At 71.0% G+C, this 22,165-nt stretch carries 22 protein-coding genes; 7 read left to right on the top strand and 15 right to left on the bottom strand.

The window, feature by feature from the left end:
- Positions 1-81: 81 nt before the first annotated feature.
- The 8 genes from QOZ89_RS27360 to QOZ89_RS27395 all read right to left on the bottom strand — a co-directional run bounded on the left by QOZ89_RS27360 (position 82) and on the right by QOZ89_RS27395 (position 6,592).
- The gene (locus QOZ89_RS27360) at positions 82-960 is read right to left on the bottom strand and encodes a TIGR03619 family F420-dependent LLM class oxidoreductase (RefSeq protein ID WP_312626199.1); all 879 of its coding nucleotides are present in this window, start codon (positions 958-960) and stop codon (positions 82-84) included.
- Positions 957-1,886, bottom strand: a complete 930-nt coding sequence (locus QOZ89_RS27365) for an alpha/beta hydrolase (RefSeq protein WP_312626201.1) — start codon at positions 1,884-1,886, stop codon at positions 957-959. Before QOZ89_RS27365 ends, QOZ89_RS27360 begins: the two co-directional genes overlap by 4 nt.
- Entirely contained in the window at positions 1,883-2,719 is an 837-nt protein-coding gene (locus QOZ89_RS27370; RefSeq protein ID WP_312626203.1) for an SDR family NAD(P)-dependent oxidoreductase, read from the bottom strand. The genes QOZ89_RS27365 and QOZ89_RS27370 overlap by 4 nt, the downstream gene beginning before the upstream one ends.
- Positions 2,712-2,921: a ferredoxin gene (locus QOZ89_RS27375; protein ID WP_312626205.1), complete on the bottom strand. Its 210-nt coding sequence runs from the start codon at positions 2,919-2,921 to the stop codon at positions 2,712-2,714. The genes QOZ89_RS27370 and QOZ89_RS27375 overlap by 8 nt, the downstream gene beginning before the upstream one ends.
- Positions 2,918-3,808: an LLM class F420-dependent oxidoreductase gene (locus tag QOZ89_RS27380; protein WP_071047551.1), complete on the bottom strand. Its 891-nt coding sequence runs from the start codon at positions 3,806-3,808 to the stop codon at positions 2,918-2,920. Before QOZ89_RS27380 ends, QOZ89_RS27375 begins: the two co-directional genes overlap by 4 nt.
- Positions 3,805-5,121: a cytochrome P450 gene (locus tag QOZ89_RS27385; protein ID WP_312626207.1), complete on the bottom strand. Its 1,317-nt coding sequence runs from the start codon at positions 5,119-5,121 to the stop codon at positions 3,805-3,807. The genes QOZ89_RS27380 and QOZ89_RS27385 overlap by 4 nt, the downstream gene beginning before the upstream one ends.
- Before the next feature lie 65 nt (positions 5,122-5,186).
- The gene (locus QOZ89_RS27390) at positions 5,187-5,384 is read right to left on the bottom strand and encodes a ferredoxin (protein ID WP_071047550.1); all 198 of its coding nucleotides are present in this window, start codon (positions 5,382-5,384) and stop codon (positions 5,187-5,189) included.
- Positions 5,381-6,592, bottom strand: coding sequence for a cytochrome P450 (locus QOZ89_RS27395; protein WP_312626209.1), 1,212 nt, complete (start codon positions 6,590-6,592; stop codon positions 5,381-5,383). Before QOZ89_RS27395 ends, QOZ89_RS27390 begins: the two co-directional genes overlap by 4 nt.
- Positions 6,593-6,987: 395 nt before the next feature.
- On the opposite strand from QOZ89_RS27395, the gene QOZ89_RS27400 reads away from it, so the two are divergent.
- Genes QOZ89_RS27400 through QOZ89_RS27410 form a run of 3 tightly spaced genes read left to right on the top strand, consistent with a single transcriptional unit; the run spans position 6,988 to position 9,037 of the window.
- Positions 6,988-7,179 (top strand): hypothetical protein, encoded by a 192-nt coding sequence (locus QOZ89_RS27400; RefSeq protein WP_071047548.1) that lies wholly within the window; start codon positions 6,988-6,990, stop codon positions 7,177-7,179.
- A complete protein-coding gene (locus QOZ89_RS27405; protein WP_312626212.1) occupies positions 7,176-8,783 on the top strand; it encodes a FadR/GntR family transcriptional regulator in 1,608 nt (535 codons plus the stop codon). The genes QOZ89_RS27400 and QOZ89_RS27405 overlap by 4 nt, the downstream gene beginning before the upstream one ends.
- Positions 8,765-9,037: a hypothetical protein gene (locus QOZ89_RS27410; protein ID WP_198543132.1), complete on the top strand. Its 273-nt coding sequence runs from the start codon at positions 8,765-8,767 to the stop codon at positions 9,035-9,037. The genes QOZ89_RS27405 and QOZ89_RS27410 overlap by 19 nt, the downstream gene beginning before the upstream one ends.
- Positions 9,038-9,344: 307 nt before the next feature.
- On the opposite strand, the gene QOZ89_RS27415 is transcribed toward QOZ89_RS27410, so the two are convergent.
- From QOZ89_RS27415 to QOZ89_RS27425, 3 genes are all read right to left on the bottom strand, one after another.
- A complete protein-coding gene (locus QOZ89_RS27415) occupies positions 9,345-10,808 on the bottom strand; it encodes a DHA2 family efflux MFS transporter permease subunit (protein WP_071047545.1) in 1,464 nt (487 codons plus the stop codon).
- Positions 10,809-10,999: 191 nt separating this feature from the next.
- The gene (locus tag QOZ89_RS27420) at positions 11,000-11,638 is read right to left on the bottom strand and encodes a TetR/AcrR family transcriptional regulator (protein ID WP_312626216.1); all 639 of its coding nucleotides are present in this window, start codon (positions 11,636-11,638) and stop codon (positions 11,000-11,002) included.
- 442 nt (positions 11,639-12,080) lie between these two features.
- Positions 12,081-13,235, bottom strand: a complete 1,155-nt coding sequence (locus QOZ89_RS27425; RefSeq protein ID WP_312626217.1) for a thiolase family protein — start codon at positions 13,233-13,235, stop codon at positions 12,081-12,083.
- A 389-nt stretch (positions 13,236-13,624) separates the two neighbouring features.
- On the opposite strand from QOZ89_RS27425, the gene QOZ89_RS27430 reads away from it, so the two are divergent.
- The 3 genes from QOZ89_RS27430 (at position 13,625) to QOZ89_RS27440 (ending at position 17,761) form a co-directional block, all read left to right on the top strand.
- Positions 13,625-14,605, top strand: a complete 981-nt coding sequence (locus tag QOZ89_RS27430; protein WP_312626218.1) for an NAD(P)-binding domain-containing protein — start codon at positions 13,625-13,627, stop codon at positions 14,603-14,605.
- A gap of 117 nt (positions 14,606-14,722) precedes the next feature.
- On the top strand, positions 14,723-15,937 hold the full coding sequence (locus tag QOZ89_RS27435; RefSeq protein ID WP_071047541.1) for a CaiB/BaiF CoA transferase family protein: 1,215 nt from the start codon (positions 14,723-14,725) through the stop codon (positions 15,935-15,937).
- A gap of 354 nt (positions 15,938-16,291) precedes the next feature.
- Entirely contained in the window at positions 16,292-17,761 is a 1,470-nt protein-coding gene (locus QOZ89_RS27440) for a class I adenylate-forming enzyme family protein (RefSeq protein WP_071047540.1), read from the top strand.
- A 57-nt stretch (positions 17,762-17,818) separates the two neighbouring features.
- Here QOZ89_RS27440 and QOZ89_RS27445 read toward each other — a convergent pair whose 3' ends face one another.
- The 3 genes from QOZ89_RS27445 to QOZ89_RS27455 form a co-directional block, all read right to left on the bottom strand.
- Positions 17,819-18,295, bottom strand: coding sequence for a hypothetical protein (locus QOZ89_RS27445; RefSeq protein ID WP_071047539.1), 477 nt, complete (start codon positions 18,293-18,295; stop codon positions 17,819-17,821).
- Positions 18,296-18,428: 133 nt separating this feature from the next.
- Positions 18,429-19,574, bottom strand: a complete 1,146-nt coding sequence (locus tag QOZ89_RS27450) for a thiolase family protein (RefSeq protein WP_071047538.1) — start codon at positions 19,572-19,574, stop codon at positions 18,429-18,431.
- A 10-nt stretch (positions 19,575-19,584) separates the two neighbouring features.
- Positions 19,585-20,025, bottom strand: a complete 441-nt coding sequence (locus tag QOZ89_RS27455; protein WP_083418290.1) for a Zn-ribbon domain-containing OB-fold protein — start codon at positions 20,023-20,025, stop codon at positions 19,585-19,587.
- 127 nt (positions 20,026-20,152) lie between these two features.
- Between QOZ89_RS27455 and QOZ89_RS27460 the strand changes: the two genes are divergently transcribed.
- The gene (locus QOZ89_RS27460; RefSeq protein WP_071047536.1) at positions 20,153-20,560 is read left to right on the top strand and encodes a cupin domain-containing protein; all 408 of its coding nucleotides are present in this window, start codon (positions 20,153-20,155) and stop codon (positions 20,558-20,560) included.
- A gap of 104 nt (positions 20,561-20,664) precedes the next feature.
- Here the strand turns inward: QOZ89_RS27460 and QOZ89_RS27465 are convergent, their stop codons facing one another.
- A complete protein-coding gene (locus QOZ89_RS27465; protein WP_198543131.1) occupies positions 20,665-21,849 on the bottom strand; it encodes a cytochrome P450 in 1,185 nt (394 codons plus the stop codon).
- Positions 21,850-22,165: the final 316 nt, after the last annotated feature.

Genomic DNA, 22,165 nt, shown 5'->3' on the forward strand with positions numbered 1-22,165 from the left:
GTCCTGTGTCATTCCAGCCCTGTTTGATTCCAGCCCTGTGTGCCGCCAGGTCCCGTGCCCTGACTCGTCGCGGGGTCAGGATCAGCCGGCGTTCGTCGCGATCAGCTTCGCGTAGCGATCGAGAACCGGCAGAATCTCGTCCTTGTCCACCGTGTCGAAGGCGACCACAACTTCGGCGACACCCAGTGATGCAAGGCGTTCCAGCCGGGATTGGAACCTGTCGTCGTCAATGGGGTCCTGGACCACCCAGATGACTGGGCCGGACTCTGGGCGTCCGGCCTCGGACCACCGGCGTCGAAGCTCCACGAGCCGGTTCGCGATCCAGCTGATGCTTCCGCCCGGCATCCAGCCGTCGGCCCACTGGACGATCGCCTCCATCGCGAGGCCGCGCCCGGCGGCGCCCAGGAGCACCGGGATCGAGGACTGCGCCGGCTTCGGCCAGGACCAGCTGCGCTCGAGGTTGGCGTACTGGCCGTGGTATTCGGCTTCGGTCTCGGTCCACAGCGCCCGCATGAGCTCGACGTGTTCCCGCACGATCGCCCGCCGGTTCTTCCACTCGTGCCCGTGGCTGACCAGCTCGTCGGCGTTCCAGCCGTATCCCACGCCGAGCGTGAGGCGCCCCCCGGACAGGTGGTCGAGCGTCGCGAGGGCCTTGGCCAGGGCAATCGGGTCGTGCTGGGCGGGAAGGGACGTACAGGTCGCAATCTTCATGGGAGTCCGCGCGGCGACGAACGAGAGCGCCATGTACGGGTCGAGCAGCCGCGGGTAAGTCGGAGGGATGGTGTCCCCGGCGCCCGGAAAGCAGGCGGGGTCGGAGCTGAGGGGAATGTGGGTGTGCTCACCGAGGACGAGTGAGGTGAAGCCCCGATCGGCGGCGGCGTAGGCGAGCTCGAGGAACGGCATCTGGTCCGTCGCGCGATAGAGCACGCCGACGCCCGGGAACGTGGCCGCGCCTGTCATGAGGTTTCCCTTTCTCGCAGGTACTCGCCGACGCGGGCGACGGCGTCGTCGGCCTCGGGGATGGTGCCCGCCCACAGCTGATGCGCGTGCGGCATCTCTGGGAAGAGATCGAGGCGGACGTCGACCCCGAGGCGCCGGGCCTTCTCGGCCAGGCGATGCGCGTCGTCGACGAGCGTGTCCCAGTCGCCGGCCTGGATGTACAGGGGCGGCAGGCCGGTGAGGTCGGCGTAGAGCGGCGACGCGTAGGGGTCACGCGGGTCCTGACCGGCGAGGTACTGGCCCGCGCACCACCGCGTCTCGGCGGGGCTCTGGCGTACGTCGACGTCGGCTCGGCTGGTCAGGCTGTCGGCCGTCATGGCGAGGTCGACCCAGGGCGACAGGAGCACGGCGCCCGACGGAAGCGGCAGGCCCTCGTCCCTCGCCCTCAGCAGGAGCGCGACGGCGAGCCCGCCGCCGGCCGAGTCACCGGCGACGGCCAGGTGGGCGGGGTCGAGGCCTTGTTCGAGGAGCCACCGGTAGGCGGTCAGGGCGTCCGTCACGGCGGCGGGATGGGGGTGCTCGGGCGCCAGCCGGTAGTCCACGCTCAGTGCCTGGCGGCCCGCCGCCCTGGCGAGGTGCCCGACGAGCCTGCGGTGGGAGCGGACCGAGCAGAAGCAGTAGCCGCCGCCGTGGAGGTAGAGGAGCACCCTGTTCGTCGGCGCGCCGTCGGGCCGCGCCCACTGCGCGGGCACCCCGCCAGCGTCGACATCCTCGAACGTCACCCCGTCCGGCTCGGACGTGCTGTTGCCGATCTCCTCGGCCATGGCGAGCTGCGCGGCGCGTGACGGAGGGGCCGACGCACGGGCGGCGCCGCGCTGGTCACGCAGCATCCGGTGCACCGCCCGGGCCTGCTCGCTCGCCGCCGCCATCGCCCGCGGCGAGCTCATGTGTCGGCCGGGGTGGGCCGGGCAGGCCTGCCGGCCGCGCCGGGCATGTGGGCCAGCAGGCCGCCGTTGACGTCGATGGTGGCGGCCTGCAGGTACCTGGCCTCGTCGGAGAAGAGGAACGCGACGACGGGGGCGATGTCCTCGGGCAGCGCGAGGCGGGGCATGCACACGTCGTCCAGCGCGCGGTCGAACAGCTTCTGCTGGCTGTCGGTGTAGTTGTCCTCGCCCGTCCAGCCGGTCCCGATGGTCCAGCCGGGCACCAGCGTGTTGCACCGGACGCCGGACTTGCCGTACTGGGTGGCGATGTACTTGGTCAGCATGACGCTGCCGGCCTTCGCCGCGCCGTAGGCCGCGGCGCCCGCCGCGCCGGCCAGCCCGTTGCCGGAGGACACGTTGATGATGGATCCCTCGCCGCCCCGCAGCATGTGGGGGAGCGCGGCGCGGCAGCACAGGAACTGGCTGGTCAGGCACGTCCGGATCGTCCAGTCCCACGCCTCCAGGGTCGTGTTGACCAGGTCGACCGCCGCTCCCGGATGAACCGCGTAGGCGTTGTTGTGCAGGCCATGCACCGTGCCGAACCGAGCGACCGCGGCGTCGACGAGCGCGGTCACCTCGTCCTCGACGGTCAGGTCGACGCCGAAGTCGAGCGCCGTACCGCCGGACGACTCGATCTCGCCGGCGACGGCGGCCGCGCCGTCCGCGTTCAGGTCGGCGGCGACCACCGCCGCGCCCAGTTCGGCGCACCGGACCGCGGCCGCCCGTCCCATCCCCGAAGCCGCGCCCGTGATGATGACGACCTTGCCGCTCAACGTGCCCGCTGGCTGCTCAGACATCGTTACCCATGCCTCCTGTGATCGTGATGGAGTACGTCGGGCACTGTTTGACCGCCAGGCGGACAGCTGCCTCGTACTCGGCCGGGACCTCGTCCACCCGCACGACGGAGTAGCCCTCGTCGGTCAGCTCGAACACGTCGGGAGCGTGGCCCACGCACACGCCGTGGCCGGCGCAGGCGCTCGCGTCGACCTCCGCCCTCATCGGTGGCCCCATTCGGTCGTGACGACCTTCGCGTAGCGGTCGAGCAGCGGCAGGATCTCCTCGCGGGTGGTGGTCGGGATGTCGAGAACGACCTGGTCGACCGCGAGCTCGTGGAAGCGCTCGAGCTGGACGCGCAGCCGGTCGTCGTCGACCACGTCCTGCATCGGCCACACGATGGGGCCGGACGCGGGACGGCCGGCGTCGACCCACCTGCTGCGCAGCTCGCCCAGCTTGGCGGCCAGCCACCTCCCGTGGCTCCCGCCGGGCAGCCAGCCGTCGGCCCAACCGATGATCGCCTCGAAGCCGCGGTCGCCGCCCTGGACGCCGAGAAGCACGGGTACCGAGCCCTGCGCGGGCTTCGGCCAGGACCAGCTGCGCTCGAGGTTGGCGTGCCGGCCGTGGTACTCGGCCTCCTCCCGCGTCCACAGCGCCCTCATCAGCTCGATGTGCTCGCGGACGATCTCCCGGCGGTCGGTGAAGTCCTTCCCGTGGTTGGCGAGCTCCTCCTGGTTCCAGCCGAACCCCACGCCGAGGGTGAACCGCCCGCCGGACAGATGGTCGAGCGTCGCGATGGTCTTCGCGAGCGCGATCGGGTCGTGCTGGGCGACGAGGGCGATCCCCGCGGCGATCCGCAGCGAGGTCCGCGCGGCGATGAACGCGAGCGCGACGTACGGGTCGGGGAAATGGGGGTACGCGTCCGGCAGCTCGCCGTCGATGGTGCCGGGGAACGGGGACATACGGCTTACCGGGATGTGGGTGTGCTCGCCGACGACGATGCAGTCGAAGCCGCGTTCCTCGGCGGCGCGGGCGAGCTCGACCAGCGGCATCGAGGTGTCGGTCTGCCGGTAGAGAAGTCCGACCCGCGGCTGACGGACAGGGTCCGTCATGCGGCGGCGCCCCGCGGGTCGAACTCAAGCGTGAGGCCGGTGAGGCCGCGCAGCACGAACGAGGGAACGTAGTTGAACCGGCGCGCCCCGGCGGGGCCGTGGATTTCCTCCGAGAAGCGGATGTCGCTGGTACGGGCGAGGAGCTGCTCGATGGCGACGGCCGCCTCGCTGCGCACGAGCGGGGCACCCGGGCAGGTGTGCACGCCCCGCCCGAAGGCGAGGTGCTGGCGCGCGTTGGGGCGTTCCAGCTGGAACTCCGACGGGTCCTCGAACTTCCTGGGGTCCCGGTTGGCCGCTCCGTGCAGCAGGAACACGTGGCTGCCGGCGGGGATCTCCGTCCCGCCGACCTCCGTCGGGACCCTGGCGAGCCTGAAGTCGCCCTTGACCACGCTCTCCATGCGCAGGGTCTCCTCTATGAAGTTCGGGATGAGCCCTGGCTCGGCGCGCAGCCTGGCCTGGACCTCCGGCTCCTCGGCGAGAATCCTGAACGCGCCGGAGAGGAAGCGCGTGCTGGACTCGTGGCCGGCCGCGAAGATGATCGCGGCGATGCGCACGACGTCCATGACCTCGGGCAGGGAGCCGTCCTTGAACGTGGCGGTCGCCAGACCGGTGAGCACGTCGTCCTGCGGGTTGCGACGGCGGTCCTCGACATACGTGGCGAACTTCTCGTAGAGCCAGGCGAGCGGGTTGGCGCCCATCGCTTCGCCCGTCGTGCTGCCGACGCCACCGCCCGTGGGCTGGGACATACCCTCCAGGAACCCGTCCCGGTCCTCCGGGGGAACGCCGATCAGATCCGCGATGATGAGCAGTGTGAACGGAGTGGCGAAGTCACGGATGAAATCACACCCGCCCTTGTCGATGAACGTGTCGATCTGGCGCTCGGCGACCTGACGCATGTACGCCTCGTTCTCCCGCAGGCGCTTCGGCGTGATCAGCCGCATCAGCAGCCCACGATGGGCCGTGTGCTCCGGCGGGTCGAGGCACAGCAACATGTCACTGAACGGCAGCTCGTAGCGATGCGCCTCGATCAGCGCGCTGACGTCGTCGCCCTCGAGCGGCACCGGGAACGGGAACAACGGGCCGGCCACCGAGTTGCACGAGGAATACCGCTCCGCGTCGTTCTGGATCTCGACGGCCTCCTCGAAACCGGTGACCATCACGACGCCGTGCTGGCTCTCCCGGTGCACGGGGCACTGGCCACGCAGGTACTCGAAGTACGGATACGGGTTCTCGACGAGATCCGGGCCCAGGAAGAAATCGGTCGTGCCGTAGTCAGGCATTGCTTCGGTCGTCTCCTTCTCGTTCTTCGGCATCAATCGCCCCAAAAGGGCATCTCCCGCGCCCGCGCGAGGTAGCCGGCTAATTGATGTCCCAGTCCTCAGTTCGAGAGGACGACCGCGCCTTCCGGGCACACGCTGGCGGCCTTGCGGGCCTGCGCCTCGAGCTCAGGGGGAATGTCGGCGCCGGGGGCGCGCACGACGCCGCGCCCGTCCTCGTCGTCGACGAGGAGGTCGGGCGCCGTCTCCCAGCAGCGGGCGTGCCCGGCACACAGGTCGGAGTCGATACAGATCTTCATGACGTCGCTCCTGCCGGCCAGGCGAGCCGCAGGTGGTCGACGCCACGCAACAGCGAGCTGTTCCATTCCACGTCCGTGCCCGGCTGTAGCGAGTACTCGGGGATTCGCTCGTGCCAGACCCGCACCACCGTGCGCAGCTCCATGCGCGCCAGATTTGATCCGAGGCAGCGGTGCGGTCCGCCTCCGAACGCGAAGTTGCGCATCTCGCCGCGCCGCACGTCCACCTCGTCGGCGCCTGCCAGCCCGTCCGGGTCGACGTTGGCGGAGGCGAGCATGAGGTTGACGTCCGTCCCCTTGGGGATCACGGTGCCGTCCCGGAGCGTGATGTCCTGGGTGGCCTGGCGCCCGACCGCCTGCACCGGCGTCTCCCAGCGCAGGAGCTCCTCGATGAGGTCGACCTCCGAGCCCGGCTCCTCGACCAGCATCCCGCGCGCGTCGTCGTGGCCGGCGAGGAAGGCGAAGATGCACTCCAGGGAGATGGTCACGGTGTCCAGCCCGGCGGACAGCTGCAGGAAGCAGATGCGCACTATCTCGCTGTCGGTGAGTTTCTGCCCCTCGACCTCCGCCTGCGTGAGATAGGTGATCAGGTCGTCACGCGGGTTCGCACGGCGGTCGGCCATCTCCTCGGTGAACCGGCCGTAGATCTCCATGGCCGTTTCGAGCTGGAGCTGCTGCGCCTGGCTCGGATCTTCGGCGACGACGTCTGGGCGGATCATGATGTCTTTCCAGCGCACCAGCGCGTCGCGCTGTTCCAGCGGCAGGCCGAAAAGGCTCAGGAACGTCGAGCACGGCAGCGGCACCGCGACCTCCTGGGAGAAGTCGCAGCCGCCGCGGTCGATGAAGGCGTCGATCAGGTCGTTCGTGTGCTTCTCCACCGCGGGCTGCAGCGCCTTCATCCTGCGCGGCCCGAAGTAGGGGTCGAGCAGCCGGCGGTACTTCGCGTGCAGCGGCGGGTCGACATTAAGGGGGATGAGCGGCTCCTCGCTCCCCATGACCCCACCGAAGTCGGACGTGAAGTCCTGCCAGTTCTTCAGCGCGTCTTCGACGTCGCGGCGGCCCAGCAGACAGGTGATGGTGTCGTTCTCGAGCAGCGGCGTCGTCGGCCCCTGGGCCCGAAGCGCGGCGAAGTGCTCCCGAGGGCATGCCGCTCGCTCGTGTAAGAGGCGACGACGTTCCTCGTCGACGGGTGCCCGTTCGCTGTACGACATGTCGACCTTCCACGTTTGATCGAAGGTGGCAACTTCTGTGTCTGGCCAGGCAGGTGGAACAGCTGGTTCGGGCGGCCTCCGTCCCCAGAGGCGTTACTGGCCGGGCCCGTTCGGCCACTTGGCCATGGATCCCCCGTCGATCGGGATGCTCGTGCCGGTCATGCGGACGTTGCGGATCTTGCCGAACGTCACCTCGACCACCGTGTGATCTCGGTGTCGATCTCGGATGGCACACATAAACATCTGACGAGGCTGGCCGTCAAGCCTTGGTTTCCCGCACATGGCGACGACCTGGGCCGCTCTGCGAGCGGCAAACAGTTGACGAGGTGCCTCGTCTGCGGTTGTCTGCTGGTGTCGACGGGAAAGACGGGCGGGGCAGACGTGGAGACCTGGCAGTGACGAACCAGCGGCCGCGGCCGTGGCCGGACGACATCTCGCGCTTCTACAGGGACGGCGCCGCCGCGGGGCGGCTCATGCTGCAGCGCTTGAGGGGCCGGTGCGGCCAGCGGCAGGTACCGGGCGCCGAGGTCGCGGTCGTCACCAGCGGGCTCTACCCGCAGTGCGGCGCGATGGTACTGACCGCATGATCGCCCAACCCGCCGACGTCGGCTCGGCAGGCGCCGACAGGCCGGCACGGGCGCCGCGCGAGGCGAAGGTCTCGCACCTCGTCGCGATGGAGCTGCGGCGGCAGATCCTGTCCGGTGAGCTCGTCGCCGACCAGCAGCTGGCGACCGAGGCGGAGCTCACGGCCACCTTCGACGTGTCGCGGGAGACCGTGCGCGAGGCGCTGCGGGTCCTCGAGTCGCAGTCGCTGGTCGAGGTCCGGCGCGGCCGCGGTGGCGGCGCCGTCGTCCGCCGCCCCGGGCTTGCCTCGATCGGCCGCTACCTCGCGCTTCTCCTGCAGTTGCGGGGAACGACGCTGGCGGATCTGGAGGAGGCCCGGGCGGTGCTCGAGCCGCCACTCGCCGAGCGGTTCGCGGTTCGCTGCTCCGCCGCGGACCTGCACGCTCTCGGGCGGCTTCACGACCAGGAACGCACGGCCGAGGATGATCCGCTGGCGTTCGTCATGGCCGCGGCGGGGTTCGACACGGCGGTCACCGAACGGTCTGGCAACCGCTCGGTCGGGCTCGTCGCCGGAATCTTCCGCGATGTCTACGCGGGACAGGTGTACGCGGCCGTCGCCCCCTCGGGCCCGGCGTCAGCGGAGGAGATCGCGCGGACGGTCACCGCCTGCCACAGCGCGTTCCTGGACGCCGCCCGGCGGCGCGACGGGGCGATGGCGAGAAGGGCGTGGGCCGACTACCTGGCCGTCACCAGCCCGCTCCTCGTCGACCGGGGTCGCAGCCGCCAGTCGATCGACGTCGTCCCGCTGTGGCGGCCGCGGAACGACTCCGCCGCGGCGGGGCAGTCCTCGAAGCCAGGGCAGCCGAACCGGTTGGCCGCGACGGTCGCCGACGAGATCAGGGCCCGTATCGCCGAGGGGCGGCTGGGCGACGGGGACAGGCTGCCGGGTCTGCCGGACCTGGCCGCGCAGTTCGGGGTCTCGCGGCCGACGTTGCGGGAGGCGCTCCGGACCCTGGAGATGGAGTTCCTCGTCGACCTGCGTGCCGGCGACCGCAACGGGCCCCAGATCCGGCATCCGTCGCCGCGGGTGGCGGTGCAGCTGGCCAGCACGGTCATGCAGGCCCGGCACGCCACGATGGGAGACTTCTTCCGCGCCGTCGCGATGATCGAGCCTTCCATGATCGAGCTGGCGGTGGCCAGGATGGATCCGGCCTCGCTGGCTACGCTACGGTCGTTCGCCGCGGACCTGGCGGCACGGCCGCGGGACGCCTCCGACCTGTCGGAGGTCTGGACGACGGCACGCAAGGTCATCTTCGGCGCCACGAGAAATCCGGCGCTCGCCGTCATCGCCGAAGTCCTGCAGTGGGTCCGCACGGACGCCCAGGCGAACCCCGCGGGCTCGGCCATCACCGACCCGGCGTGGCTCGCGGAGACACATCGCCTTGTCGCGCTCTTCCCGGAACTGGTCGCCGCGTTCGAGGCCGAGGACGGCGTCCGCGCCGCGCGCATCTGGGCGCAGTCCCTCGACGCCAACTCGCCGGACATCGAGTCCTCCGAGCTCGGCCGGCGGCTTGTGATCGACCTCATCGGTGAGAAGGAAGGTGTCCCGTGGACGTCGCTGACTTAGTCATGGTGAGCGTGGACGACCACGTCGTCGAGCCGGCCCACCTCTTCGAGGGCAGGCTGCCGGCGCGGTACCGGGAGAAAGCGCCGCGGTTCGTCCGTCGCGACGACGGGACGATGTCCTGGCTCTACGGCGACCAGGTCATCACCAATGTCGGGCTGAACGCCGTGGCCGGCCGTCCGCCCGAGGAGTTCGGGTTCGAGCGACGTGCATCGAGGAGATCCGGCCCGGCTGTTATGACATCCACAGCCGGGTGATGGACATGAACGCGAACGGCCTGCTCACCATGGCCCGCCACCTGCGCGCCATCCCCGACTAGTTGTCGCGTGCCCCGGGGCGCGCCTGGTGAGACAGGTCAGAGCCCCGTCCCGGATCTGCCGGGTACGGGGCTCTGACCTTCTCGAGATCTGTACCGGAGGTGGGAACGGTCGGCTCTCGCTGGCCTGGGCCGGACCCTCGCTCGGCACCTTCAGTGCCATCGGTTGGCTTGCGCGGGTGGATCGGGGTGCCGTCCGTCGCCCGGCCGCCCTTCGAAGGGGCCGAAGAACCTCCGCAGCGGGACGGTCAGGACTTGGCGGGCTCGAGGTCGAGGCGGAGGGCCGGCGCGGGTTCAACGGCGTCGCCGTCGGCGAGCTCGGTGACGGCGGCCGTCTGTCGCCGGGGCACGAGCAGGGAGCCAAGCGCTCCGGCCCCGGTGACGGCCGCGCCGACGAGAAGGGCGACGTGCAGCCCGTGGGTGAAGTCGATGGCGCTGGCGTAGCCGCCGGCCGCGGCGAACACCGAGGCCAGGACCGCGATTCCGAACACCCCGCCGACCTCGCGGACCGCGTTGTTGGTCCCGGACGCGACCCCCTCGTACTCGGGCGGCACGGACCCCATGACCACGTTGGCGACGGGGACGAAGAACAGGGCCATGCCGATGCCGGCGATGATGAAGGCGGGCACCAGGGCCAGGAACGTCGTGTCGGGGGCCAGTTCGGCGCGCATCCACAGCAGCCCGCCGGTCATCATGGTCAGTCCGGCGATCATCAGCGGGCGCCCGCCGATGCGGTCGGACAGCGGGCCGGCGATCGGCGCCACGATCAGCGGCATCGCGGTCCAGGGCAGGGTGCGCAGCCCGGCGCCCAGCGGCGAGTAGCCCATGACGTTCTGCAGGTACTGGGAGAGCAGGAAGATCGAGCCGAACATCCCGAAGGAGAAGAAGACCGAGACGGCGTTGACCGCCGCGAACCCCCGCCCGCGGAACAGGCTCAGCGGCAGCATCGGGGCGCGTCCGGCTCGCTCGGACCGCAGCTCCCAGGCGACGAAGGCGGCGAGCCCCGCCACGCCGGCGACGATGGCGCCGAGGACGCCGGCGCTGGTCCAGCCATGGTCCTGGCCGCGGACCAGGCCGAGGACGATCCCGAACAGCCCCAGGCTGACCAGGACGGTACCGGCGATGTCCAGCCGGCTTTCGGCCCCGCGGCTCTCGGTGAGGCGGGCGAACGCCAGCGGGATCGCGGCGAGGCCCAGCGGGACGTTCAGCCAGAAGATCCACTGCCAGGCGGCGCCCTGCGTGATGGCCCCGCCGACGAGCGGTCCCAACGCGATGGCCAGGCCGGACACGGCACCCCAGACGCCGAGGGCGGCGCCCCGGCGCGCCGGGGGGACCGCGGCCGACAGCAGGGTCATCGACAAGGGCAACACGATCGCCCCGCCCACGCCCTGCACGGCCCTGGCGGCGATGAGAGCGCCGACGCTCGGCGCCAGCGCGGCGGCGGCGCTGGCGACGGTGAAGATCGACAGGCCGATGGCGAAGAGGCGGCGGCGGCCGAGGCGGTCGCCCAGTGCCGCGGCGGGCAGCAGCAGGACGGCGAACGTCAGGGTATAGGCGTTCACCGTCCATTCCAGTTCGGCCAGGCTGGCGTGCAGACCCTCGCGGATCGACGGCAGCGCCATCGTGACCACCAGGTTGTCCAGGGAGGTCATGAACGCGGCGATGCACGTGATCACGAAGGTCCAGGTGAGACGGCTCCGGTCGGTGGTCATCGGTTTCCCTTCGAGGTAGTGACTGACCACTAGCTTGTGCGGGCACAGCAATGTCTTGCCGTTCAGCGAAGGTGCGCAGGCCGATGGAGCTGTCGGCGGGAGTGGCTCCTGGGCGGTGGCCGTCGATCTCCACTCAGATAGGGGAAGGACGCTTCCCTACCGGGGCCAAAGAGCCCAATACTCCCAATACTTCAGTCGGCGTCGGCGTCGGCGTCCGGCTCGGTGGTGGTGCCCATGAAGCCTTTGACGAGGGCCTCCTTGCTGGCCTTCATGCCCGAGTTGCCCGAGTCGGGCTCGTCGGGAGGGCAGATGATCTGGGCCCAGCGCTCGTCGACGGCCGGCAGGTCCATGGCCGCGGAGACGTTGCAGAGCATCCCCATGGCGAAGAACGCGCGCAGCACGTCGACGTCCAGGCCGGCGAGGCGCTCGACGGCGTACCACAGGTCGCGGAACCCTCGCCGGGTCGCGGCCCGGATGTCCGGGTCGCCGCAGGCCGCGTAGGCCTGCATCTGCATGAGCAGGTAGCTGGGCTCGGCCAGCAGGCCGTTGTAGGCCTCGGCCATGGCGGTCAGCGCCTCCTGCCCGGACCGCTCACCCGCCGCGCTCTCGAACGCGGCGACCGTCCGGGCGAACGTCTCCCGCACCGCCGCCAGGAACAGGCCCTTCTTCGAGCCGAACAACCGGAACAGGTACGGCTGGGAGATCCCGACCGCCGCGGCGATCGTCTCAGTCGACGTGCCCTCCAGCCCGCCCCGGGCGAACTCCGCCACGGCCGCCGCGAGCACCGACGTGCGGCGCTCCTCCGCGGTCTGCCTCGTCCCTGTAGCCATGGCTCGAAGTTAGTGCCCAATCACTTCCTCGTCAAGCCTTGGCTCAACCGGCTTCACCCGGAGTCGCGCGGGCGACCGCGCGAGGCGACCTCGGCGGGCGATCCGGTGACCGGCGGGCCAGCGGTCAGGTCAGTTCGTGACGTTCAGCGGGTGGTGACCGTGCGGCGCGGAGGCGCGCCTCCGCGGAGGCCCGGCCACGAGCGAAGCGATGTGCCCCGCCCGTGGCTCGTCGTGGTCTCGCGACGTTCAAGCGGGTCGTCACCGAGCTGGCGCGGAGGCGCGCCTCCGCGGAGGCATCCCTACGAGCGAAGCGATGTAGGGGTGCCGCAGCGGAGGTCGCCGTAGCGCACGTGAGCGGAGGAGGACGGCGCGCGGAGGTCCCTTCCCGCCGCGAAGCAAGGGAAGGGACCGGAGCGCGCCGCCCGGACGGAGCGAACCAATGTCACAGCAGTTCGAGGATGGTGGCGTTGGCCTGGCCGCCGCCCTCGCACATGGTCTGCAGGCCGTAGCGGATCCCGTTGTCCCGCATGTGGCTCACCAGCGTCGTCATGATCCGGGCGCCGGAGCCGCCGAGCGGGTGGCCGAGCGCGATCGCGCCGCCGTTCGGGTTCAGCGCCTTCGCGTCGGCGCCGATGTCGGCGAGCCAGGCGAGCGGGACCGGGGCGAACGCCTCGTTCACCTCGAACGCGCCGATGTCGCCGACGCTCAGGCCCGAGCGTGCCAGGATCTTCTGCGTCGCCGGGATCGGCGCGGTCAGCATGATGACCGGGTCCGAGCCGGCGAGCGCGACGCTGTGGATCCGGGCGATGGGGGTGAGCCCCAGCTCGGCGGCCTTCTCGCCAGTCATGATCAGCAGCGCGGCCGAGCCGTCGGAGATCTGCGAGGAGTTGCCGGCGGTGATCACGCCGCCCTCCTCGGCCGGCTTGAACACCGCCTTCAGCTTGGCCAGGCCCTCGACGGTGCCGCCGCGGCGGATGCCCTCGTCCCTGCTGATGACGGTGCCGTCGGCCAGCGTCACCGGCACGATCTGCGCGTCGAAGCGGCCGTCGTCCTGCGCCGCGGCCGCCTTCTCGTGCGAGGCGATCGAGAACTCGTCGCACTGGGTGCGCGAGAGGCCCCAGCGCTCGGCGATCATCTCGGCGCCGACGCCCTGGTTCGGGAAAACTCCGTTGTACCGAGCCAGGTAGCGCTCACCGAACGGCGACTTGTCGAGTAGCGAGGCGCCCATCGGCACCCGGGACATCGACTCGACACCGCCCGCGATGACGACGTCGTAGTGGCCGGCGACGACCCCGGCGGCCGCGAAGTGCACGGCCTGCTGGGAAGAGCCGCACTGCCGGTCGACGGTGACGCCGGTGACGGTCTCCGGGAAGCCGGCGGCCAGCGCCGCGTTGCGGCCGATGTCGAAGGTCTGCTCGCCGACCTGGCCGACGCAGCCCCATACGACGTCCTCGACCAGCGCCGAGTCCACGCCCGCCCGCTCCACCAGGGCGGCGAGCACGAGCGCCGACAGGTCGGTCGGGTGCACGCTCGAGAGCCCGCCGTTGCGCTTGCCGACCGGTGTCCGGACGGCCTCCACGATCACTGCGTCACGCATGCCAGCCGCTCCTGTTGCAGTACTGGGAGTTGTCTCTGGTAACACCGTAGTGACAGCCGCCACCGCGGTCGCCTGATCGGCTGCCGGGGCTGGTCAGATCACCCTCATTGGGCGCATACCGGCGCGGTGTCGGCCGGGCGGACCCTCCTGGCCGTCCGCGCGGGGCAGCCGATAAGTAAACGTACACTCATTTGCTGTCGCCGGCATGCCGCTCCGGATGGCTGACCCACGCGCGGTCGCGGGCCGCTGGCGGCCCCAGCGGCGGCCGAGCGGTCCCCGCGGGCAGCCCGGCGGCCGGCTGGCGACGAGGCCGGCGGCTCGCGGGCTGGTTCCGGTCCGTCGGTCCCGTGGCCACGGACTATTCGGATGGACTATTAGGGTGGTGAGACGTGTCTGACTCCACCTCGTCCTCTTCCGCCTCGTCTTCTTCTGAGGCGGCGGCCTCCGCGCCGCCCGTTCCGGCCTCGCCGTCGTCGACCCGGGTCGGGTGGATCGGCACCGGCGTCATGGGCGCCGCCATGGCCGGGCACCTGCTGCGCGCCGGCTACCCGCTCACCGTGACCACCAGGACTCCGGAGCGCGCCAAGGCGCTGCTCGACGAGGGTGCGACCTGGGCCGATACCCCGGCCGGGGTCGCCGCGGCCAGCGACGTGGTGTTCTCGATGGTCGGGTTCCCCGAGGATGTGCGCGAGGTGCTGCTCGGGCCGGATGGCGCGCTCGCCGGCGCCCGGCCGGGCGCGGTCCTGGTGGACATGACGACAAGTGAGCCCGCGCTCGCCATCGAGGTCGCCGGGGCGGCCGCGGCGCGCGGCGTGCACGCGCTGGACGCGCCGGTCTCCGGCGGCGACGTCGGCGCCCGCGACGCCACCCTGTCGATCATGGTTGGCGGCCCGGCGGAGGTCGTGGAGGCGGTTCGCCCGTGCCTCGACGCGATGGGGAAGTCGATCATTCGGCAGGGCGGGGCCGGCGCCGGGCAGCACACCAAGATGGTCAACCAGATCCTGATCGCGTCCACGATGGTCGGCGTGACCGAGGCGCTGCTCTACGCCTACCGCTCGGGCCTGGACGTCGAGCGGGCGCTCGAGTCCGTCTCGGGCGGGGCGGCGGGCAGCTGGTCGCTGTCGAACCTCGCGCCCAGGATCGTCGCCGGCAACTTCGCCCCGGGGTTCTTCGTCGATCACTTCGTCAAGGACCTCGGCATCGCGCTCGCCGAGGCCCGGCGCGCCCGTCTCGCCCTGCCCGGGCTCGCCCTCGCGGGCCAGCTCTACGTCGCCCTGCAGGGCCAGGGCCGCGGCCGCGACGGGACCCAGTCGCTCGTCCACGCGCTCGCCGCTCTGTCCGGCCAGACATTCCCGCCGCCGGCAGCGTGACGAACGGACGACCAGCGCTGTTCTTGCGCCGCATGGGGCGCGACCTGGAGTATGAGTCGACGTCGATGTTGAAACATGGCCGGCGGATGCCAGCCGGCGCGCGACTGGAGGCACTGGATGACCGCGGTGATGCAGGGCGTGCGGATCCTTGAGGTTGCGGAGCATACGTTCGTGCCCGCCGCGTCCGCACTGTTGGCGGACCTGGGTGCCGACGTCATCAAGATCGAGCACGTCGAGCGCGGCGACGCGATGCGCGGCCTCGCCAGCTCGGGGACCGTCAGCATCCCCATGGGCGTCCACGTGCTGTTCGAGCACTCCAACCGCGGGAAGCGCAGCCTCGCGCTCGATCTCACGTCGCCCGAGGGCCTCGACATCGTCTACAAGCTGGCCGCCACCGCGGACGTCTTCCTCACCAACAAGCTGCCGCGGGTGCGCAAGAAGCTGAAGGTGGAGCTGGACGACATCCGCGCCCACAACCCGAACATCATCTACGTCCGCGGCACGGGTCAGGGTGAGCGCGGCCCCGAGGCCGACCGCGGCGCGTACGACTTCCTCGCCTTCTGGCAGCGGGCCGGCGTCGCCCTGGGCAGCACGCCGGCCGACTCCGGGGATCTGGTGGGCCCGCCCGCGCCCGGCTTCGGGGACTCGATCGGGGCGATGACGATCGCCGGCGGCATCATGGGCGCCCTCTTCCACCGTGAGCGCACCGGCGAGACGACGACGGTGGACGTCTCGCTGCTGAGCACTGGCATGTGGGCCATGGGCCAGGCGCTCGCTCTTTCGCTGCTCATGAAGACGCCGTGGCAGGGCCCGCCGTCGGGGCACCGCAGCAACCCGCTGGTCGGCAGCTACCGGACGGAGGACGGGCGCTGGCTCGGCTTCTCGTGCCTGCAGGCCGGGCACTACTGGCCGGCGGCGTGCGCCGCGGTCGGCCGCCCCGAGCTCGCGACCGACCCGCGCTTCGCCGACCACGCGTCCCTGATGGCGAACAAGGCGGAGGCGAGCGACCTGCTGGCCGCCGAGTTCGCCTCCCGCCCGCTGGCGGAGTGGCGGGAGCGCCTGGCGGACTTCCCCGGCCAGTGGACGGTCGTGCAGCACACGCTGGAGGCCGCGGCCGACCCGCAGAGCGTCGCCAACGGCTATGTCCAGGACCTCGAGAACGCCGCCGGCACCCCGTTCCACCTCAGCGCCGTCCCGGTGCAGTTCGGCGACGAGCCGGCGCCGGCGCACCGCGCGCCGGACTTCAACGAGCACGCCGACGAGGTCCTCGCCGAGTTGGGCCTGGACTTCGACGCCGTGCTGGATCTCAAGCTGCGCGGCATCGTCGCCTAGCCACGTCGCCTAGCCACGTCGCCTAGCCACGTCGCCTAGCCACGTCGCCTAGCCACGTCGCCTAGCCACGTCGCCTAGCCACGTCGCCTAGCCACGTCGCCTAGCCACGTCGCCTAGCCACGTCGCCTGGCCACGTCGGCGTCCCCGAAGGACCTCGATGTCGACGTCACGAGCCTCGGGGGTGCGGCCTGCCGCACCCCCGAGAGGGCATTGAGCACGCGGGCCCTGATTCCTGGATTGCCTCCGGGCGCGCGAAGTTCACCATGATCATCTGTCGTTCGGCCTAACTCCGTGCTCCCGGAGGAGGGACGCCGGCGCGTTCGGTCGCCGCGCCCCGCCGGTGGAAGGATCGCCATGGACGTCCCTGAGGTCATCCCGGTCGGCATTGGCAGCCGGATTCGCCAGCTCGGCGTCGAGCTGCCGGATGTCTCCGCGCTGTGGTGCGTCGAGCTCGACGGCACCGAGTCGTCGTACACCTGGGCGTGGCTGGACCGGCGGTCCAGCCAGCTCGCCGCGGCGCTCGCGGCCCGCGGCGTCGGCGTCGGGGACCGGCTCGGCCTCGGGTTACGCAACTCGCCGCAGTTCGTGCTGGCGGCGTTCGCGGCCTGGAAGGTCGGCGCCGTGCCGGTGCCGGTGCGCTGGGACGTGCCCGACTGGGAGCTGGCGCGTGTCCTCGAGGTCATCGCGCCCAAGGCCCACCTGGGCGCGGCCGACCTCGACTGGATCGACGCCACCGAGGGTGACCCGGTGCCCGACCTGCCCGAGGTCACCGCGCCGCACCTGCAGGGCATCTGCAGCAGCGGCTCGACGGGCCTGCCGAAGGTGATCGTCGCGGAGCGGCCGGCGGTCTACGACGTCCGCATGGCCATTCCGATGATCGCCGCCTGGCGGCCGGTGGCCCAGCCGCAGACGATCCTCGTGCTGGCCCCGATGTACCACGCCAACGGGTTCACCACGCTGTACAACCTGCTCGCCGGTGATCGGCTGGTCGTGCTGTCCAAGTTCGACGCCGCCAAGGCCGTCGACGCCATCGAGCGCCACCGGATCTCCCACTTCACCGCCGCCCCCACCATGCTGCAGCGGATGGCGGACCTCCCCGGCGTCGACGGCCGCGACTTCTCCAGCGTCGAGTGGGTCATGCAGGGCGCGGCGCCGATGCCGCCGTCGCTGGTGCACCGCTGGGCGAAGCTGATCGGCCCCGAGAAGCTCTTCATGATCTACGGGATGACCGAGGGCCTGGGCTGGACGGCCCTGTTCGGCGACGAGTGGATGGGCCACCAGGGCAGCGTCGGCCGCGGCATCCGCGGTACCGAGATCCGCATCCTCGACCCGGAGGGCGACGAGCTGCGGACCGGCCAGATCGGCGACGTCTACCTGCGCTGCGGCCACTTCGGCGGCTACCAGTACCTCGGCACCGCTCCTCGGCTGCGCACCACCGACGACGGCTTCGTCACCGCCGGCGACATGGGCCACGTCGACGAGGACGGCTACCTCTACCTGGCCGACCGTCGCGTCGACATGATCATAACCGGGGGTGCGAACGTGTTCCCCGCGGAGGTCGAGGCGGCGCTCATCGACCACCCGGCCATCGCCGACGTCGTCGTCATCGGACTGCGCGACGAGGAGTGGGGCCGGCGGGTGCACGCCCTCGTCGAGCCGACCGACCGGACGGCGCCACCGGCGGAAGCCGAGATCATCGCCTACGCGAAGAGCCGCCTGGCCGCGTACAAGGTTCCCAAGACCATCGAGTTCCTCGACGCCATCCCCCGCAGCGAGGCAACGAAGATCAACCGGGGCGCCCTCGTCGCCGCCCGCGGCGGCTGACCCCGGGCGGCCCGTCCCGCCCGTCCCGTGCGGCTGGGTGCCTTCGGCCGGGCCGGCCTACTCCGAGATCTTGATGCCCTCGTAGCTCTTCAGCATCTCGGGGTCGGGCAACGCCATCTGCAGGTAGACGCGGAGATACGCGATCTTGCCGTCGTCGTCGAAGTCGTAGACCGTGGCCGAGTTGACGATGCTGCTGTGCTCACCGATCCGGCTGCGCTCCTCCAGTTCGAGAAGCACGACGTTGCCGACCTCGGTGATCCGGCGGAACGAGCACTCCCAGTCGGAGGTGCGGGCCCAGGTCGTCAGGAAGGCCGCGTAGTCCGGCCAGTTCATGACCTCCTTGAACGGGCCGACCCGCTCGAAGCCCTCGACGTCGACCAGTTCGGCCACCGGCGTCCAGCTGTCCACGTCGAACCCCGGCCGCTTACCGGCGTCGACCAGCCTCTTCATGAGCCGCGTGTAGTCCAGGACGACGCGCGACAGGCCGGTGTAGTCACCGACGACCTCGTCGACGTCACGTAAGGCGGGCGCCACGGCCTCTCCACTGGTGTGTGTACGAATGGTGTGTGTACGAACGGATTCGTAGCTGGTGTTCAGGCCACCCGCCGCGGTGCCCGGCGCCCAAGAGGAGCCGGGCCGGGACGGTGCGGAGAGCGAGGTCAGAGAGTCAGAGAGAGAGGATCGCGACGCCGGCGGTGCCGGGGGCGCCGTAGAGCTGGCCGTAGCCGACGCGCGGGGTGCCGGGGACCTGGCGGTCGCCGGCGGTGCCGCGCAGCTGCCTGGTCAGCTCATAGACCTGGCGGAGCCCGGAGGCGCCGATCGGCTCGCCGTTGGCGATGAGGCCGCCGTCGGTGTTGACCGGGATGCTGCCGCCGATCTCGGTGGCGCCCTCGGCGTACAGGCGCTCCTGCTCGCCGTCCTTGCACAGGCCGTTCTCGGCCAGGTGGATCACCTCGGCGCCGGCGTCGGTGTCCTGCAGCTGCGCGACGTCGACGTCGTCGGGCGCGATGCCGGCCATCTCATAGGCGGCCCGGGAGGCGAAGACGGTGGGCGCCTCCTCCCGCTCCAGCGGCAGCCACGGGCTGTGGACCTCGAACGCGCCTAGCTTGCGGGTCCGCACGACCGAGGCCTTCAGGTAGATCGGCCGGCTGGTGTACTTGTGCGCGACGCTCGCCTTGCACAGGATCACGGCCGCCGCGCCCTCGTCCGGCGAGCAGAACATGTACTGCGTGAGCGGGTCGTTCACCATCCGCGAGCCGAGGATCTTCTCCTCGCTCATCGGGGTGCGCCGGAACGCCTCCGGGCTGATCGAGCCGTTGCGGTAGTTCTTCGCCGCGGCCTTCGCCAGCGTCGCCGGGGAGATTCCGTGGTCGTACATGTACCGCTGGATCTTCATGGCGAAGAACTTGGGCGTGAGGAACAGCCCGGTCTCGCCGTACCAGGCCGGCAGGCCGTACTCCTCCGAGTAACCGGCGAAGGCACCGGTCGGGTGCTTGTCCATGCCGATCGCGATACCGATCTCGTACTCGCCGAGACGAATCGTGTTCGCTGTCTGGGTGAGCGCGCTGGCCGCGGTCGCGCAGCCGTTGTAGACGTCGGTGATCGGAATCCCGGTCAGGCCCAGGAAATTGATGACCGCGTCCGGGTTGTCGACCTCGTAACTGCCGGCGAAGCCGAACTGGATCTGCTTCCACTCCAGGCCCGCGTCGGCGAGCGCCGCGCGCACCGCCGTCGCACCCAGCTGGATGGCGGTCTGGCCGGGGAACCGGCCGAAGGGAGTCCTGCCGACCCCGATGATCGCGACATCGTCCATGGCGGCCGCCTCAGCTCCTCTCGACGGACTGGGAGACGGGGCGGAACGCGTACGTCAGCACCTCGGTGCCGTCGGCGTCCGTGGCGAAGGGGACGACAGTCAGCTCCATCTCCTGACCGATCTCCAGCGGCTCGTCGACACCGACGGTGAGCCGGGCCTCGACGCGTGCCTCCGGGAGCTCGATGTACCCGACCCCGTAGCCCACGAAGTCCGCCGCCGGCTCGATGCCGAGGTAGGGCGGGTTCTTCGGCTGGAACCGCTGCCGGGTCCACGTCCACAGCGTGCCCCGCGTGGACAGCCGGGTCTCGGCGACGTCCAGGGAGCCGCACTTCGGGCAGTTCGGGTAGGCGGGGAACGCGACCAGGCCACAGACCTGGCACTTCGATCCGATGAGCCGGGGCTCGTCCGATGGCCAGTCGAACAGGCCTTCCGCGACGACGCGCTGAGCCAAGACCGCCCCCTTTCTCCAAATTTGATATCGGCGTCAGTATAAGGAGGCCCCTGGGTACCCACCACCGTTGTGGAGATCATCTTCAGCTGGGCGGCCCGGCCCGATCGCCCGCTGGGACCATGTCGCCATGCCCGAGCCAGTCGATCGTCTCAGCGCCCCGCACTACGTCTGGGGCGAGGTGTCGGACGGGTGGCGCCTCGTCGACCGGCCCGGCCTCTCCGTCGTGGAGGAGCGCGTCCCGGCGGGCGCGGGTGAGGAATGGCATGTCCACGCCGAGGCGCGCCAGTTCTTCTACGTGCTCGAAGGCGAGGCGGTCCTGCGAACGGCCGACGGCGACGTGGCGCTGGCCCCGGGCAGAGGTGTCGAGATATCTCCCGGACTGCCGCACCAGTTCTTCAACCGCGGGCCGGGCGACGTCCGGTTTCTCGTGATCAGCGCGCCCAGCACACGTGCTGACCGCGCGGCCGGCACGCCGTCACCGCCGCGGGGCGCGGAGTCACTGCCGCGGGGCGCGGAGCCCATGCGAACCGACTGACTCCCCAGGCCGCCGCTCGGCAACGCTGACGAGCGGCGGGGTCGGGGGGCGGCGGTGCTGGTGGGCGAGCCGGGACGGATCACCCACCAGCCGCGCGGTGGGACTCAGAGCAGGATCGGCAGCTTCTCGTAGCCGCGCACGGTGCTGGTGTGCAGCCGGTGCACGTTGTCGTGGTCGATCTCCCAGGTCGGGAACCGCTTCAGGACTTCCTCGAGGGCGACCCGGCCCTCCATCCGCGCGAGCGAGGCGCCGAGGCAGAAGTGCGGGCCGTGGCCGAAGCTGACGTGGCTGTCGAACTTGCGCCGGATGTCGAAGGTGTCCGGGTCGGGGTACTTGCGCTCGTCCCGGTTGGCCGCGGCGGTCAGCAGCAGCACCTTGGAGTGCTCCGGGATCGTGACCCCGTGCATCTCCAGCTCGCGGGTGGTCGTGCGGCCCTGCACGGGGGAGGGGGCCTCGAACCGCAGCGTCTCCTCGACGGCGCCCGGGAGCAGCGCCGGGTCCGCGGCGAGCGCGGCGCGCTGGTCTGGGTGCTCGGCGAGCAGCGCGCAGGCCCAGCCGAGCAGGCGGGCGACGGTCTCGGTGCCGGCGGAGACGAGCAGGTTGGTGAAGTCGCACGCCTCCTTGGTGGTGAGCCGGCGGGTGCCGTCGGCCGTCTTGATCTCGGCCTCGGTCAGCGCCGTCATGACGTCATCGCGCGGCGCCTTGCGGCGGGCCTCGATCTGCTCGGCGAAAATCTCGTGCAGCTTGATCTGGGCCCCGAAGGAGATGTCGTTGAACATCCCCTTCTCCGGGTCCAGGTAGAAGGTGGTGTCGATCAGCTTCCGGACCTCCTCGCGGTCCGCCTTGTCGACGCCGATCAGCTCGGAGATGACCATCGACGGGAGGATCGCGGAGAAGTCCTGGACGAAGTCGAAGCCGCCGCTGCCGACCCGGTCGTCGAGCAGCTCGGCGCACAGCCCGCGGATGTGGCTCTCCAGCGCGGCGATCCGGCGCGGGGTGAAGCCGCGGGACACCAGCACGCGCATCATCGTGTGCGACGGCGGGTCCGTGAAGATGATCATGCCGTTGTCGAAGGGCTGGTCGCCCATGATCTCGAGCACCGTGCCGTAGGCGGAGCTGAAGGTCGCCGGGTCGAGGCTCGCGTCGTCGACGTCCTTGAACCGGGACAGCGCGTAGAAACCGAACTTCTCGTTGAGGTAGACCGGCACCTCGTCGCGCATCCGGTGCCAGACCGGATACGGGTTGACGTCGATCACCTTGTCGTACGGGTCCCAGTACAGTTCCGTCACGTCCGCGACCTTCATTCGGGAGACAAACCGGATTCGGCTGACGGCGGGCGCGCCCCCATGGCGACGCGGCCGCCGTCCGGCAGGTGTCGGCGAGCGGCCGTCGGCCTGGGCCGGCCGGTGCGCGCCAACGTGCTGACGTCGTGGACGCGGCTCCTCCCGGGGCCCGGGAGGCCCCGATGCGGCGTCGCCGTCCCTGACGAGGCCGGCCCGAGTGGGCCGGCGGGCGGAGACAGTCATGGACCCGGCGGACCGGGGGTGGGGGGGGGGGGGGGGGGCGGGGGGGGGCCCCCCCCCCCCGGGGGGGGGGGGGGGAAGA

Origin of the sequence: Pseudofrankia coriaricola (assembly GCF_032027725.1) — a bacterium.
Lineage (GTDB): Bacteria > Actinomycetota > Actinomycetes > Frankiales > Frankiaceae > Pseudofrankia.

Bases quoted from the DNA above. Each gene is read 5' to 3' on its own strand.
- QOZ89_RS27360 (WP_312626199.1), bottom strand. From the start codon at position 960: ATGACAGGCGCGGCCACGTTCCCGGGCGTCGGCGTGCTCTATCGCGCG.
- QOZ89_RS27365 (WP_312626201.1), bottom strand. From the start codon at position 1,886: ATGAGCTCGCCGCGGGCGATGGCGGCGGCGAGCGAGCAGGCCCGGGCG.
- QOZ89_RS27370 (WP_312626203.1), bottom strand. From the start codon at position 2,719: ATGTCTGAGCAGCCAGCGGGCACGTTGAGCGGCAAGGTCGTCATCATC.
- QOZ89_RS27375 (WP_312626205.1), bottom strand. From the start codon at position 2,921: ATGAGGGCGGAGGTCGACGCGAGCGCCTGCGCCGGCCACGGCGTGTGC.
- QOZ89_RS27380 (WP_071047551.1), bottom strand. From the start codon at position 3,808: ATGACGGACCCTGTCCGTCAGCCGCGGGTCGGACTTCTCTACCGGCAG.
- QOZ89_RS27385 (WP_312626207.1), bottom strand. From the start codon at position 5,121: ATGCCGAAGAACGAGAAGGAGACGACCGAAGCAATGCCTGACTACGGC.
- QOZ89_RS27390 (WP_071047550.1), bottom strand. From the start codon at position 5,384: ATGAAGATCTGTATCGACTCCGACCTGTGTGCCGGGCACGCCCGCTGC.
- QOZ89_RS27395 (WP_312626209.1), bottom strand. From the start codon at position 6,592: ATGTCGTACAGCGAACGGGCACCCGTCGACGAGGAACGTCGTCGCCTC.
- QOZ89_RS27405 (WP_312626212.1), top strand. From the start codon at position 7,176: ATGATCGCCCAACCCGCCGACGTCGGCTCGGCAGGCGCCGACAGGCCG.
- QOZ89_RS27415 (WP_071047545.1), bottom strand. From the start codon at position 10,808: ATGACCACCGACCGGAGCCGTCTCACCTGGACCTTCGTGATCACGTGC.
- QOZ89_RS27420 (WP_312626216.1), bottom strand. From the start codon at position 11,638: ATGGCTACAGGGACGAGGCAGACCGCGGAGGAGCGCCGCACGTCGGTG.
- QOZ89_RS27425 (WP_312626217.1), bottom strand. From the start codon at position 13,235: ATGCGTGACGCAGTGATCGTGGAGGCCGTCCGGACACCGGTCGGCAAG.
- QOZ89_RS27435 (WP_071047541.1), top strand. From the start codon at position 14,723: ATGACCGCGGTGATGCAGGGCGTGCGGATCCTTGAGGTTGCGGAGCAT.
- QOZ89_RS27440 (WP_071047540.1), top strand. From the start codon at position 16,292: ATGGACGTCCCTGAGGTCATCCCGGTCGGCATTGGCAGCCGGATTCGC.
- QOZ89_RS27450 (WP_071047538.1), bottom strand. From the start codon at position 19,574: ATGGACGATGTCGCGATCATCGGGGTCGGCAGGACTCCCTTCGGCCGG.
- QOZ89_RS27460 (WP_071047536.1), top strand. From the start codon at position 20,153: ATGCCCGAGCCAGTCGATCGTCTCAGCGCCCCGCACTACGTCTGGGGC.